This window comes from Mucilaginibacter aureus, assembly GCF_053514885.1.
In genome coordinates this window covers 415,245-429,830 of record NZ_CP170601.1, presented here as the reverse complement: position 1 = coordinate 429,830, position 14,586 = coordinate 415,245, and the positions used below count along the sequence as shown (strand labels likewise).

At 44.3% G+C, this 14,586-nt stretch carries 10 protein-coding genes; 6 read left to right on the top strand and 4 right to left on the bottom strand.

Annotation, left to right across the window (positions count from 1 at the left end; genetic code table 11):
• Positions 1-190: 190 nt before the first annotated feature.
• On the top strand, positions 191-775 hold the full coding sequence (gene ruvA, locus ACFGVR_RS01835) for a Holliday junction branch migration protein RuvA (RefSeq protein WP_448700731.1): 585 nt from the start codon (positions 191-193) through the stop codon (positions 773-775).
• A gap of 26 nt (positions 776-801) precedes the next feature.
• Positions 802-7,866, top strand: coding sequence for a T9SS outer membrane translocon Sov/SprA (gene sov / locus ACFGVR_RS01830; protein WP_448700730.1), 7,065 nt, complete (start codon positions 802-804; stop codon positions 7,864-7,866).
• A 158-nt stretch (positions 7,867-8,024) separates the two neighbouring features.
• Here sov and ACFGVR_RS01825 read toward each other — a convergent pair whose 3' ends face one another.
• The 4 genes from ACFGVR_RS01825 to ACFGVR_RS01810 all read right to left on the bottom strand — a co-directional run bounded on the left by ACFGVR_RS01825 (position 8,025) and on the right by ACFGVR_RS01810 (position 10,008).
• Positions 8,025-8,744 (bottom strand): head GIN domain-containing protein, encoded by a 720-nt coding sequence (locus ACFGVR_RS01825; RefSeq protein ID WP_448700728.1) that lies wholly within the window; start codon positions 8,742-8,744, stop codon positions 8,025-8,027.
• Between the two features lie 55 nt (positions 8,745-8,799).
• Positions 8,800-9,183, bottom strand: coding sequence for a VOC family protein (locus tag ACFGVR_RS01820; RefSeq protein ID WP_448700726.1), 384 nt, complete (start codon positions 9,181-9,183; stop codon positions 8,800-8,802).
• Between the two features lie 221 nt (positions 9,184-9,404).
• On the bottom strand, positions 9,405-9,623 hold the full coding sequence (locus ACFGVR_RS01815; RefSeq protein WP_448700724.1) for a hypothetical protein: 219 nt from the start codon (positions 9,621-9,623) through the stop codon (positions 9,405-9,407).
• A gap of 169 nt (positions 9,624-9,792) precedes the next feature.
• Positions 9,793-10,008 carry a hypothetical protein gene (locus ACFGVR_RS01810; protein WP_448700722.1) on the bottom strand — a complete coding sequence of 72 codons (216 nt, stop codon included), beginning with the start codon at positions 10,006-10,008 and terminating at the stop codon, positions 9,793-9,795.
• Positions 10,009-10,229: 221 nt separating this feature from the next.
• Here ACFGVR_RS01810 and ACFGVR_RS01805 point away from each other — a divergent pair, with 221 nt between their 5' ends.
• The 4 genes from ACFGVR_RS01805 to ACFGVR_RS01790 all read left to right on the top strand — a co-directional run bounded on the left by ACFGVR_RS01805 (position 10,230) and on the right by ACFGVR_RS01790 (position 14,586).
• Positions 10,230-10,997, top strand: coding sequence for an ABC transporter ATP-binding protein (locus tag ACFGVR_RS01805; protein ID WP_448700721.1), 768 nt, complete (start codon positions 10,230-10,232; stop codon positions 10,995-10,997).
• A gap of 121 nt (positions 10,998-11,118) precedes the next feature.
• Positions 11,119-12,240: an ABC transporter permease gene (locus ACFGVR_RS01800; protein ID WP_448700719.1), complete on the top strand. Its 1,122-nt coding sequence runs from the start codon at positions 11,119-11,121 to the stop codon at positions 12,238-12,240.
• Between the two features lie 348 nt (positions 12,241-12,588).
• The gene (gene eno / locus ACFGVR_RS01795; protein WP_448700718.1) at positions 12,589-13,884 is read left to right on the top strand and encodes a phosphopyruvate hydratase; all 1,296 of its coding nucleotides are present in this window, start codon (positions 12,589-12,591) and stop codon (positions 13,882-13,884) included.
• Positions 13,885-14,220: 336 nt separating this feature from the next.
• Positions 14,221-14,586: a DUF3592 domain-containing protein gene (locus tag ACFGVR_RS01790; RefSeq protein WP_448700716.1), complete on the top strand. Its 366-nt coding sequence runs from the start codon at positions 14,221-14,223 to the stop codon at positions 14,584-14,586.

Here is a 14,586-nt window from a genome sequence, read left to right as displayed (position 1 = left end):
AATAGTCAAGATATAAGACCATTTGCCACGTTGGTCGGGATCTGTAATCCTGATTAACGGAGGACATTTTCATCTAAAAACAAGCCATTAAAATTTAACATTTTGGTTATCGGGTTATTAAGTTATTCTGTGTAATTTACAGGTGCGTTAGTAATAACTATCATAACATCTAAGTAGCTCAATAACAAATATGTACGCGTATATTAATGGTAAACTGGTATTTAAATGCCCAACTTATGTGGTGATTGATGCCGGTGGTGTTGGCTATCATATCAATATATCATTAAATACCTACTCGGGTATTGGCGATAAAGAAAATTGTAAACTTTATACGTGGATGCACGTAAAAGAGGATGCGCATACGTTATATGGATTTATTGATGAGGGTGAGCGCAGGCTATTTTTGCACCTGGTTTCTGTATCGGGTATCGGTCCGAATACTGGCCGCATGATCTTGTCTTCCATCACTCCATCCGAAATTCAAACAGCCATTATCAAAGGCGATGTTCCGCTGATACAACGTATCAAAGGGATCGGCCCCAAATCGGCCCAACGTATGGTTTTAGAGTTGCAGGATAAGCTTAAAAAAGATGGCCCTGATACCTTAACTGCTATGCCGGTTATCCACACCGTTAAAGACGAAGCACTGGCCGCATTGGTTATGCTGGGCTTTGTTAAAAATAATGCAGAGAAGGTTATTGATCAGGCAATAAAGTCGTCAAATGATAGTTTAACTGTTGAGCAACTAATAAAAGTTGCGCTTAAAAGCTTATAATTACGGAATAATATTTACCAAAGCAGTTGATCAATATCTTTACCCCAAAGGTCGCTTTCAGCATAGTACTTATTGCAATGGTGTGCAGTGGCGCAAAGCTTTTTGCGCAAGCGGGCTCCGTTTTGCATAAAGATACCTCAACGGTAAAATACCCGGTCGATCTTAAACGTTCGAATAACAATAAGGCGCGCGAAGGTTTATTTCAGCCTGACCCGCCAAACCTGGTGCGGACGATCGAATACGATGTTGCCACCAACCGTTACGTCATCACCGAAAAGGTTGGTGATCTGTTATATCGCCCGGTACAATATCTCACCTTTTCGCAATACCTGGAACTAAAGCAGCGCGAAGATCAAACCGCCTACTGGAAAAAACTGGCTGATAATTATGCCTATGCTTCGCAACAACCGGGTTTTATCCCGCAGATCAAGGTAAAAAGCCGCACCTTCGAAAGGATCTTTGGCAGCGATGTGATCGATATCCGCCCGCAGGGCTCGGCCGAAATGGTTTTTGCAGGGCAGATCAATAAAAATCAAAACCCGCTGTTCAACACCACGCAGCGTACGCAGTATAACTTTAATTTCGATCAGCATATCCAGATGAACTTAACAGGTAACATCGGCGATAAGCTAAAGATCAATACCAATTACAATACTGATGCGCAGTTTCAGTTTGAGAACCAGGTAAAATTGGATTATACGGGTAAACCCGACGAGATCATCCAGAAGATAGAGGCCGGTACGGTGAGTATGCCTTTAAACACCACGCTCATCCGCGGAAGCCAGGCTTTATTTGGGGTAAAAACCAAACTCAAATTCGGTAAACTGGAGTGGACGAGCATCCTGTCGCAACAACGTTCGCAATCGCAGCAGATCACCATTACCAACCAATCGCAAACGGGGCCGTTCAAATTACAGGCGTCGGATTATGAGGCTAATAAACACTATTTTTTATCGCAGTACTTTCGCGATAACTACAACAAGGCGCTGGCTAATATTCCCATCATCAGTTCCAATATCAATATCACCAAAATTGAGGTGTGGGTAACCAATACCAGTAATAGCACTACCGATTCGCGCGATATCCTGGCTTTGATGGATCTGGGCGAAAATAAGCCCTACAACACCACCCTGATACAAGGTGGTGCCGGTTTTTCGGGTTTGCCTGCAGGCTTTAACGGTGCGCCGGGTACGTTTACGCAACAATCAAACAACTTGCTGGCAAACCTGCCGGCGGCAGCGAGGCAAACCAATTCGACCGCCGTTGCAGCGTATTTCCAGGGCACTGGCGCCACAGATAACTACGCCAAGCTAACTTACGCGCGTAAACTCACAAACAAAGAGTATACCCTGCACCCGCAGCTGGGCTATATCTCGTTAAACTACCCGTTAAACAATAACGAAGTACTGTCTGTTGCTTACCAATATAACTATAACGGTGTACAATACCAGGTTGGTGAGTTTGCATCGGATATACCTGTCGACCCGGCAAACGCCAAGGTTTTATACACCAAATTGTTAAAGAATGAGATACTGAAGCCCCGCCTGCCTACATGGAAGCTGATGATGAAAAACATCTATACCCTGGGTGCATTCGGTATCAGTCCGAATAACTTTAACCTCAGTATTACCCGCCTTGATAATGCCACCGGTATTGAGAAGCCTTTAATGGATGAAGGGCAGAACATTAAAGGCAAGTTATGGCTGCAGGTTACGGGTTTGGATAACCTTAATCAGCAAAATCAGAAACAGCCCGATGGTTATTTCGACTTTTTGGAAGGTATCACTATCGATTCGCAAAACGGGCGTATCATGTTCCCGGTGCTTGAACCTTTCGGCTCCGACCTGAATGCCAGGTTTACACCGGCCGAACAGGCTACCATAGCTAAAACCTACGTTTATCAGCCTTTGTACGATTCTATCAAAACATCGGCGCAGCAGTACTTTCCGCAATTTAACCGTTTTGTCATCAAAGGTACCTATACTTCGCAGTCGGGGTCAGAGTATCAGCTTAATGCGGTAAACATCCCGGCAGGTTCGGTTATCGCTACATCGGGTAACCTTAAACTGGTTGAAGGTGTGGATTTTACTGTCGATTACAATGCGGGCCGTATCCGCATCTTAAACTCCGCCTTGCTGGCATCGGGGCAACCCATTACCATTAATGTGGAGAACAACGCTTTATTTGGCGTACAGCAAAAATCACTGATGGGTTCAAGGTTTGATTACCGGGTAAGCGATCAGCTGCAACTGGGTGCAACCATTATGCACCTATCCGAGCAGCCGCTCACTCAAAACATCAGCCTTGGCGATGAGCCGGTATCCAATACAATTTATGGGTTTGATATTAACTACCACGCCAATTCGCGGATGTTGACCAGGCTGGTAGATAAGATCCCGTTCATTACCACTAAAGCGCCATCGTCGGTAACGTTTAATGCCGAGTTTGCCAAACTGGTGCCCGGCCACCCAAGCGCCCTCAACTTTGCAGGCGCCAACGGTACATCATATCTTGACGATTTTGAGAACACCAGTTCTATTATCGATGTTAAAAGCGCCACTACCTGGCAAATTTCGGGCACGCCGCAATTGTTCCCCGAGTCGCAACTAAATAACGATCTGAGTTATGGCTATAACCGGGCAAGGCTGGCCTTTTACAATATCGACCCGATATTTTATAACGGCAGTCCACCGCCGCTAAACAATGCATCAACCGAGCTATCTAACCATTATGTAAGGCAGGTATTTGAGCAGGAGGTTTTTCCGTATAAGCAATCAATAACCGGTTCGCCGCTGCCTTTACCAACGCTCGATCTGGCTTTTTATCCAAATGTGCGTGGGCCGTACAACTTTACTACTACGGGGCTTAATACCAATGGCACTTTGCAAAATCCGCGCAGCCGCTGGGGCGGGATATTCAGAAGCTTGAACACCAACAACTTTGAAGCGCTCAATGTGCAATACATTGAGTTTTGGGTAATGGATCCGTTTATCTACAATAACACCCCCACTGCCGGCGGCGATCTGTATTTTAACCTGGGCAGTATATCCGAAGATATATTGAAGGACGGACGCAAGAGCCTGGAAAATGGCTTGCCTGTTGACGGCGATCTGACTAAAGTTGACAATACGGTATGGGGGCGTGTACCCAAACTGCAGCCGGTAGTTGCATCGTTTGATAATGATCCAACCGCACGCGAGTTACAGGACATTGGTTTGGACGGCCTTAACGATGCCGACGAACGTGTGCAGTACGCAGCCATTATAGCCCAGGTAAAAGCTACTTTAAGCCCACAGGCTGGTAATGTTTTTGCTGCTGATCCATCGGGTGATGATTTTCAATATTACCGCACACCTGCTTTAGATGCGGTTAAGGCAGGTATATTGGAGCGTTACAGCCGGTATAACGGTACCGACGGCAACTCAAAAACATCAGAACAATCACAAGCGGAATTAGGTATCCAAACCTCAGCGTCAACCTCAACACCCGATGGTGAAGACCTGAGCCATGATAATACCATGAGCGTTGCCGATGAGTATTTTCAATACAAAGTATCTATCCGCCAGGCCGACATGGTTGTTGGGCAAAACTTTATTTCGGATAAACTCACCGCTTCGGTTAAGCTGGCTAACGGAACCACGCAAAATGTGAACTGGTACCAGTTCCGCATCCCTATTAACGGTTATCAGTCAAAAACCGGTAACATACAGGATTTTAAATCCATCGGCTTTATGCGCATGTTTTTAACCAATTTTGCCGATACCACCGTGCTGCGTTTTGCTACCATACAACTGGTGCGTGGCGACTGGCGTGTATTTAATGCCGAAAATAACCCGCTAAACGTCATCGCCGATCCATCGATACCTAACCCGCCGCTGGATAATTCTACAGTTAACGTTGCAACTGTAAATATTGAGCAAAACGGTAACCGTACCCCAATACCTTATGTACTGCCGCCGGGCATACAAAGGCAAAAAGATTATAATAACCTGGCCACCAATACGCAGTTGAACGAGCAGTCGTTATCGGTAACGGTAAATACCCTGCGCAGCGGCTATTCGCGCGCGGCTTTTAAGATCTTTAATAATGATTTGCGCAAATACAAACACATTCAGATGTTTATCCATGCCGAAGCATTGCCCGGCCAGATATTAAAAGATAACGATGTGAGCGCCTTCATCAGGCTGGGTGTTGATTATGTAGATAACTATTACGAGTATGTTATCCCGCTAAAGGTAACCACAGCCGGCACCACCGATGCGGCAGGGATATGGCCCAGCCAAAATAACCTGGATATTGATCTGTCGCGGTTTACCGATGCCAAAATAAGGCGCAATAACGCTTTGTATAACGGCAAGCCATGGCCAATAACTATGCCGTTTACCTATAATGGGGTAACCATTAAGGGCCAGCCGGATATTAGCCAGTTAGCTGATATTATGCTGGGTATACGTAACCCGATAACTACCGCTGCTACCGATAAAGGCGCGATAGTTTGGTTTGATGAATTACGCTTAACCGATTTTGACCAAAGCGGCGGATGGGCAGCTACGGCAAGGTTTAACGCCAAGCTTGCCGACTTTGCCGATGTAACGGTATCGGGCAGTAAAACTACCGCGGGGTTTGGTTCGCTTGATCAAACAGTGAGCAACCAAAGTTTAACAGAAAGTCACAATTATGATATTGCCACCAATATGGAGTTGGGTAAGTTCTTCCCGGCTAAAACAGGTTTACATATCCCGCTATATATTGATGTGTCATCGCAATCGAGCACACCGGTTTACGACCCATCGGCGCCCGACCTGAAACTAACGGATGAACTTGCCGGCGCCACTACCAAAACCGCCCGCGATTCGGTTGCTACACTACAATCAAAAGCGGTAGACTTAACTACCCGCAAGAGCATCAACCTCACCAATGTACACAAATCAAAAACAGATCCGGCGGCAAAACCCCATGTTTGGGATGTGGAGAATCTGAGTGCCAGTTACGCCTATACCGAAGTTGATCATCACGACTATACCGTGGCCGACGCTTTGCAAAAAACCTATAATTTTACCCTGGCTTATAACTACAGCAACCAGCCTAAGTATTATTCGCCGTTCCAAAAAATTATTAAGAGTAATATGCTGGCGCTGTTTCGCGATTTTAACTACAGCCTGCTGCCATCGCGTATCAACTTCAGTATTAATTTAAACAGGTTTTATTCAGAAAATACGTTACGGAATAATGATCCCAATAACTCTATCCCGTTAAACCCCGATGGCAGCAACCCGCTTACATCATACAATAAAAACTTTTTAATTACCCGGGTTTACGGTATCAGCTGGAATTTATCCAAATCTCTTACACTGGATATTGACGCGAGCAACCTTTCGGTGGTTGACGAGCCGGCCGGACGTATCAATGGCTTGAAAAAGGACACGCTGTGGAGCAATCTGAAATCCTTGGGCCGCACTGTTGATTACGGGCATAATTTAAATTTAACCTATAACGTGCCGTTGAATAAGATCCCCGGCATGGATTGGGTAGCGCTTACATCGCGTTACAGCGCCCGTTTTGAATGGAAAACCGCACCAGAGTTTGCCTTGACCGACCCGGCATTTAACATAGGTAACAGTATACAAAACTCCCGTACCATACAACTTAACCCAAGTTTGAACATGGTTTCGCTGTATAATAAGTTTAAGTTTTTACGTAAAGCCAACGACCCTAACAGCGGCGGCGGAGCGGGCGACTTTTTACTGGGCTTGTTAACCAGCGTTAAAAATGTTAACGGTACCTATACCCGTACCGAAAGTACATTTTTACCCGGCTACCTGCCTACGACCAATTTTTTCGGTGCCGATCCTAATTACAATGCGCCGGGCATAGGCTTTTTATTAGGCAGCCAGGCTGATATACGCGCGAAAGCTTTAGAAGGCGGGTGGATAACCAGGGATACGCTGCAAAATCAATTGTACATCACCTCGTTAACGGAGCACATGGATTTTAAAGCCACGGTTGAACCTTTCCGCGATCTGCAGATCACGTTGCTGGCTACTAAAACCCGCAATATGAATTACCAAACAAACTTTAAATATTTAAGTAGCAGTAATAGTTTTGAAAACTTAAGTCCGTTAACCACCGGCGATTATACCATATCGTACCTTACGCTGGCTACGGCGTTTCAAAAACCGACAGGTATCAACAATATTTCGGCTACCTTCCAAAAGTTTTTAGATAACCGTCCTACAATATCGCAGCGGTTGGGTAAGGGCAACCCTAACTCAACAGGTGCCATAACAAACGGTTATGCCGATGGCTACGGGCCTAATTCGCAGGATGTATTGGTAGCTTCATTTTTATCGGCTTATACCGGTAAAAACCCGGGCAGTTCATCGTTAAGCGGTTTCCCTAATATTCCTATTCCTAACTGGGATATCAGCTACCGTGGCCTGAGTCATTTGCCGTTCCTGGCCGATATTTTTGATGCCTTTGAATTAAGGCACGGCTATCGCTCGAGCTATAACGTTAACGGCTTTAATACGCTGCAGCAATACAGCGAGGTAAACGGCGCAGTTAACTCGCGCGATGTAAATAAAGACTTTTTACCGTTCTACCAGTTTTCGCAGATAGCCATATTTGAGCAGTTTGTGCCGTTGATTGGGGTGGATATGCGTTTCCATAATACCATGTCGGCCAATATCGAGTACAGGCAAAGCCGCAGCATCAGCCTTAGCTTATCAAACAGCCAGTTAGGGTTGCAAAACGAAAGTAACCTGGTGTTTGGCTTTGGTTACCATACCACGCATTTCAGGTTCCCGTTTGGGATGTTCCAAAATTTGCAGTTGAATAACGATATGAACTTTAAGCTCGATTTCTCCATCAACGATACCAAAACGCTCATCTATCGCGCCGATGTAACGGGAGCAGAGGTATCGTCGGGTTCAAACAATATCGCCGTAAGGCCCTCGGTTGATTACGCGTTGAGCAAACGGTTTACCATGCGCTTGTTTTACGATTCAACCATCACCAAGCCTTATACTTCACAGGCGTTTGAAACATCGTTCGCTAACTTTGGCTTTAGCCTGAAATTGTTATTACAATAGATAAGAGTCAAGAATTAAGAAGCAAGAGTCAAGAATATGACTTTTTGTTTCGCCTGTTCGCAAATGTTGTAAATAATAAAACCCTTAAACAAGATCGTAATTTTATCTTGTTTAAGGGCTACAGTCTTGATTCCTGATTCTTGACTCTTGTATCTTATTTAATAGCTTTCTTTACTAACCGAGCCTGAGCCCATTTTTGAAGTGTGCACCGAAGCATTGCCGGTATACCTTACCGAACCCGAGCCCATCAGGCTGGCCGATAATTCTTTTTCGGCGTTGATCATAACATTGCCTGAACCCGAAATGCTTACCTTGGTCGACTCTGTTTTTAAGCTTTTGGCATCAAAACTGCCCGAACCACTAATAGAGATGCTGGCGTCTGCGGCACTTCCACCATTAAGGTTGATATTACCCGAACCGCTGATCACGCCGTCGATCTTTGTTGCTTTTACGGCGCCGGTTGTAATGCTGCCCGAGCCGCTTAATACTACTTTAAAGTTTGAAGCGTTGATCGCGTTTTCTACCTGGATAGTGCCCGATCCGCTGTTTACCAGTGATGACAATGATTTTGCCGAAACATAAATGTCGGCCTTTTTATTACCGTGATCGTTCCAGCCAGATTCCTTTTTAAAGCGGATCTTTAAGGTAGTGCCTTCAACTACAGTTTCAATTTTGTCGATAATGGCATCATCAGCGCTGATCTTTAAGCTTTCGGTACCGTCAATTTTTACATATACATGGAACGAGCCCGAAGAAGCGATAGCGGTGAAGCCCGAAACGGGACGGGTTTGATCGGCGAAAGCCTTACTAAAAGCCACCTGTACACTGGCAGTTACCACGAGTATAACAGCCAAAAATTTAGTGAATTGGTTTTTCATGTTGTTTGCGTTTTAATTACTAGACGCGATATTTTAAATAAGGTTACAGAAATAATTAATGCGGCGAAAACAAACCCAGCATGTTGCCTTCGGTATCGTTTATATACGCCATATAACCCAAACCCGGGCCTATTAATATTTTAGGGAACACAATTTTGCCGCCGTTGTTTTCAACACGGTCCAGCACAGTACTCAGATCATTACCGCCGGCAAGGTAAATACGGGCTCCGCTGGCCGAGGGGATGTAGTTTTCGCCTTTCACAATAGCGCCGCCAATGCCGGCCTTGTCGCGGTCAAATAACAAAAAGCCCATACGGTTTGGGCCAAATTGTTGCTCAGGCATTTCATAGTCGTAAATTGCGCTGTAAAATTTTTTGGCGCGGTCAAAATCGGTAACCGGTATTTCAAACCAGTTAAGCGCATGCGGAAGCATTTCCATTCAGTGATATCCGGGTTTAATCGTTGTTAATTAGGTTAACAGGTTAAAGATAATGATTTATACTTGTACAGCTTAAATAAATAATTTTAACCTGCAGTGGTGCAAAATACCACCACCGGAGCAAACGGACCTGTGGGCTACTCAAAACCGGTTAGTTAAGTATTAGCCCTGATGAATTGAAATTGTTGCCTGAGTAGCTGAGCGTTAATAGCAGATACTGCTTACCAGAGTTTATCTTCCTTTTTCGACATCACCATAATAGTGATGCCCCCGGCTAAAAAGAAGCCCCCGGTATATAACGGCCAATTAGGGGTTTTATCGGCATCTTCAAATGCCTGTATTGCTTTTGTTGCTTGATCTTTTTGGTGGTAGGTAAAACCCATCCACAGCATAAGTATTATTCCGGCAGTGATCAGTACCGCACCGATAATTTTATTCATATTAATACAGAAAACAGGGTAAAAGATTTTGACCAGGCTTAAGCGCCTAAATGCTCTTTATTATGCGAAATAGAGAACATAATAGATTACACCATTAAGTAGGGGAGTATATATTGTTTTAAATACAATGGAGTAAATATACTAATTATTGCTATATATATATATTCTATCAGCTTTGCTTGCGCGATGCCACAACAATAATAATACCGCCTGCAAGCAGCAATCCGCCAACATACGGCGGCCAGGCTACTGTTTTTTGCCTGTCGGCCGATACCTGTATCGGGCCGGCATCAATTACCTTTTCTTTTTTGGTGTAGGTAAAACCGGTCCATATCAGCATCATGGTTCCAAGAACGATCAATGCAACTCCGATAGCTTTGTTCATAATAGTATAATGCTGAAAACGATAAATTGTTTTAAGTTAGGCGAAAGGTAAAAGGCGGAAAGCTGAAAGGTAAGAGCATTTGTTTGTCAAATTGTAAAAAGATAAACTATTACCTTTAGTCTTTTACCTTTCGCCTTTAATCGCAAACCTTTTACCTAAAAAAAGCTGCCGTTCACCGAAAAATTGATGGATATTTGCGCAAAGTATACGATGTTTACAACATGGCAAACAAACCCATTATCACGGTAAAAAACCTGGTTAAAAAGTACGATGATTTTACAGCCGTTAACGGCATTAGCTTCGAAGTTTACGAAGGCGAGATCTTTGGTCTGCTCGGGCCCAACGGCGCAGGCAAAACCACCACGCTCGAAATTATTGAAACCCTGCGCGACAAAACATCGGGCGAGGTAACGGTGGATGGTTTTAATATCGATACCGATGCCGATAGTGTAAAAAAGCGCATCGGAGTACAATTGCAGGCTGCGGGATATTATCCTAATTTAAATCTTACCGAACTGATCGAACTGTTTAGCGGCCTTTACGGAATAAAAGTGAGCGCTGCCGATATGCTTAAAAAAGTGGGTTTGAATGATAAGGCCAAAGCCAAATACAAAGACCTATCGGGTGGGCAAAAGCAACGCTTTTCGATAACTACCACACTGATCAACAATCCGCGGATTGTTTTTTTGGATGAGCCCACAACCGGCCTTGACCCGCAGGCGCGCCGTAATTTATGGGATTTGATACGCGAGATACGCGATAATGGTACTACCGTAGTAATTACCACTCACTATATGGACGAAGCCGAAGTGCTTTGCGACCGCGTGGCTTTTGTAGACGGCGGAAACATCATTGGCCTCAACACTCCTGATGCTTTTATTGACGAATTGGTAGCTTCGGGTTTTGAGCGTAAAAAAGAAGTTAAACTGGCCAATCTTGAAGATGTGTTTATTGCTAAAACAGGAAAAGACCTGAGGGCGGAGTCTTAAGTCCGAAGTAGGAAAGTCCGCAAGACCGTAAGAAAAAGAACTAAAGCAGATAAAACTAAACAAACAAGAGAACAATTCCGGACTTTCGGTCTTACCGACTTCCGGACTACATAAAAAACGAATGAACCAACAACAACCCTATAGTAATTTTAATGTCACCATGGCTATTGCCAAGGCGAGTTTCCGTGCTATATTACGCAGCCCTTCGGCGGTGGTATTCAGCCTGGCCTTCCCGCTCATATTTATTGTTGTTTTTGCCAACCTTGGCGGTGGCGGCGGCTCTGTTGATGTAGCCGTGGTTAAAGGCAGCGATACAACAAGTATCGTATTTAAGGCGTTAAAAAAATCGGGTATGGTAAACCTGATCACCAATGAAACAACTGCACAGATGAATACCAGCCTTTCGCGGGGCGATATTGCTGCGATCATTGATGTGAAGGTCAATAGTAATGAGCGGATCATACCTGGCCAGCCGCAATCACCTTTCACTGTTGATGTGAAATACTCCAACTCTTCGGCACAAAAAGGCGGCATTTTTAAATCGATCTTAAATAACGTTTTATACCAGATCAATAGTTATGGTAATAAAGCGCCGCAAGTGGTTTCGGTAAGCGAAACCACCATTACCGGCCGCAAATACAAATACATCGACTTTTTACTGCCGGGTATGCTGGGCTTTTCGTTGCTGAGCAGCGGCGTGTTTGGTACAGCTTTCGTGTTTTTAAGCTTGCGGTTAACCTTGGTTATTAAACGCTTTTTTGCCACCCCGGTTAAAAGGTACAGCATTGTTTTAGGTGAGATGCTGGCGCGGTTAGTATTTTCGTTACTGGGCGCCGTGTTTATTATATTGGTAGGGCACTATGCCTTTGGCTTTACGCTGATACATGGTGTGGTTACGGTACTCAATATGCTGGTTCTGGCCGCCATTGGGTTGATCATATTTATGGGTTTTGGTTTTGTGATATCGGGCGTCGCTAAAAACGAAAGCAGCATACCGCCGATATCCAATATTATTACCATGCCGCAATTTTTATTGTCGGGTACCTTTTTTTCAATTACGGCTTTCCCGGGTTGGTTACAAAATGTCAGTAAAATACTGCCTTTAACTTATTTAAACGATGCCATGCGCGAGGTGGCCTTTGAAGGTGCCGGACTTGGCGATGTTACCCATCAATTACTCATATTGGGTATTTGGTTCGTGGCGATATATGCTGTGGCGGTGAAAACGTTTAAGTGGGAGTAAAAGGATTTCGGATTTATTTAATGTCGAATTTCGAATGTTCAATTTCGAATTTACTTTTTTTGATTTAGCGCAATTAAGCGTGGAAAATGCCAGTTAGAGTAGGGCGAGACCATGCAAGGAATAAAATCCGAAATCGAAAATTCGAAATCCGAAATAAGGACCCAACATTAAATATTTACTCAAAACTCTCTTAGTGTAATTTGTACACAAAAAAATTGTTATCATTTAGGTTTTTAGTGGATTGGTTGCTAAATTTTGCTAATTTAGCCGTGTTTTAGTCGAGCCTTGTCTGGGATTGACCTAAAATAACTTAATAACACAATAACTAAATCATCAATAACCACATCCATGAGCATTATAATTGACGTTCACGCCCGCCAGATACTGGACTCGAGAGGCAACCCGACCATTGAAGTTGAAGTTTTAACCGAAAACGGCGCCTTAGGCCGTGCTGCTGTACCATCGGGTGCGTCAACAGGTGTGCACGAGGCGGTTGAGCTGCGTGATAACGACAAAGCTGTTTACATGGGTAAAGGTGTTTTAAAGGCCGTTGCTAACGTAAACGATGTAATTGCTAAAGAACTGAAAGGCCTGGATGTGTTTGAGCAAAATGCCATCGATAAACTGATGATAGAGCTTGACGGATCAGAAAATAAAGGCAAACTGGGTGCTAACGCCATTTTAGGCGTGTCACTGGCTGTTGCGAAAGCTGCTGCTCAGGAAAGCCGCCAGCCTTTATACCGTTACATTGGCGGTGTTAATGCCAACACTTTACCTATCCCGATGATGAACATCGTGAACGGTGGTTCGCACTCTGATGCGCCTATCGCGTTCCAGGAGTTTATGATCATGCCGGTTGGCGCGCCATCGTTCAGTGAAGCGCTGCGGTGGGGTACCGAAGTGTTCCACAACCTGAAAAAGATCTTACACGACCGTGGTTTATCAACCGCTGTTGGCGACGAAGGTGGTTTTGCGCCTACCTTTGAAGGCACCGAAGATGGTGTTGAAACTATTTTAAAAGCAATCGAAAAAGCCGGTTACAAACCTGGCGTTGATATTTACATCGCATTTGATTGCGCCGCATCTGAGTTTTACAAAGATGGCAAATACGACTATACCAAATTTGAAGGCGATAAAGGCGCTATCCGCAGCAGCGCTGAGCAGGCTGATTACCTGGCTTCGCTGGTTGCCAAATACCCGGTGATCTCGATCGAGGACGGTATGGCTGAAGATGATTGGGCAGGCTGGAAATTATTAACTGAGAAAATTGGTGATAAGGTGCAATTGGTTGGTGATGACTTATTTGTAACCAACGTAAAACGTTTACAAAAAGGCATCGACGAAGATACTGCCAACTCTATCCTGGTTAAAGTAAACCAGATCGGTAGCTTAACCGAAACGATCGACGCGGTAACTTTGGCGCAAACCAATGGCTATACTTCGGTAATGAGCCACCGCTCGGGCGAGACTGAAGATGCGACCATTGCCGACTTAGCTGTTGCCTTAAATTGCGGCCAGATCAAAACCGGTTCGGCCTCACGTTCGGACAGGATCGCTAAATACAACCAGTTGTTGCGTATTGAAGAAGAATTGGGCGCTAACGCGAAATTTATAGGTAAGAACTTTAAATACGCTAAAAAGTAAGCTGTTGAGCTGAAAGGATAAAGCTAAAAGCTTTTTGAATATTTGAGAGCCCTGCGGATTTCGCAGGGCTTTTTTTATTTGAAGGTAGTTGATCTGATATCTTAGTTTTCGGTCGTCGCAGGGTCTCCTGGTAAGGGACCCTGCGTTTTGAACGTAACTCGCGTTTGCATCTCAGGGTCCTCTCCGAGAGACCCTGAGCGGACGGAAAGTAATAATGCACTAATTTCGCGAATGATGCGAATTTACACGAATAGAAAGCCTCCCGAAAATTTTACAGGGAGGCTTTTTGTTTAACTGCGTGCAATTTGTAAATTGCTGTCATATAAAAAATCAACCGTGATTGCTCAACTACCTACCAATGTAACAGATATGCAACATCTGCAAATTGTTTTGTTATCTGCTTTTCTTATTCTCATTGCCATCATCATCATCAGGCGTTATTTAAAACGTAAACACCTGCGCCAGGTAGGCATCGAAACGGAGGGAGTGGTGGTAGAGATTATTACGGATGTCTCCTCAAATAATAACAGTGTTAGTAACTTTCCGCGGATTACTTACACACCAGTAGTTAAGTATCTGGCTGAGAAAGACGAGATCATAAAAAAATACGATACAGGTCATAACCCATCGCGGTACCATGTTGGCGATAAGGTACGTGTTTTGTACGATCCCGCTGATACAAGTTCGTATATCATTAAGTAA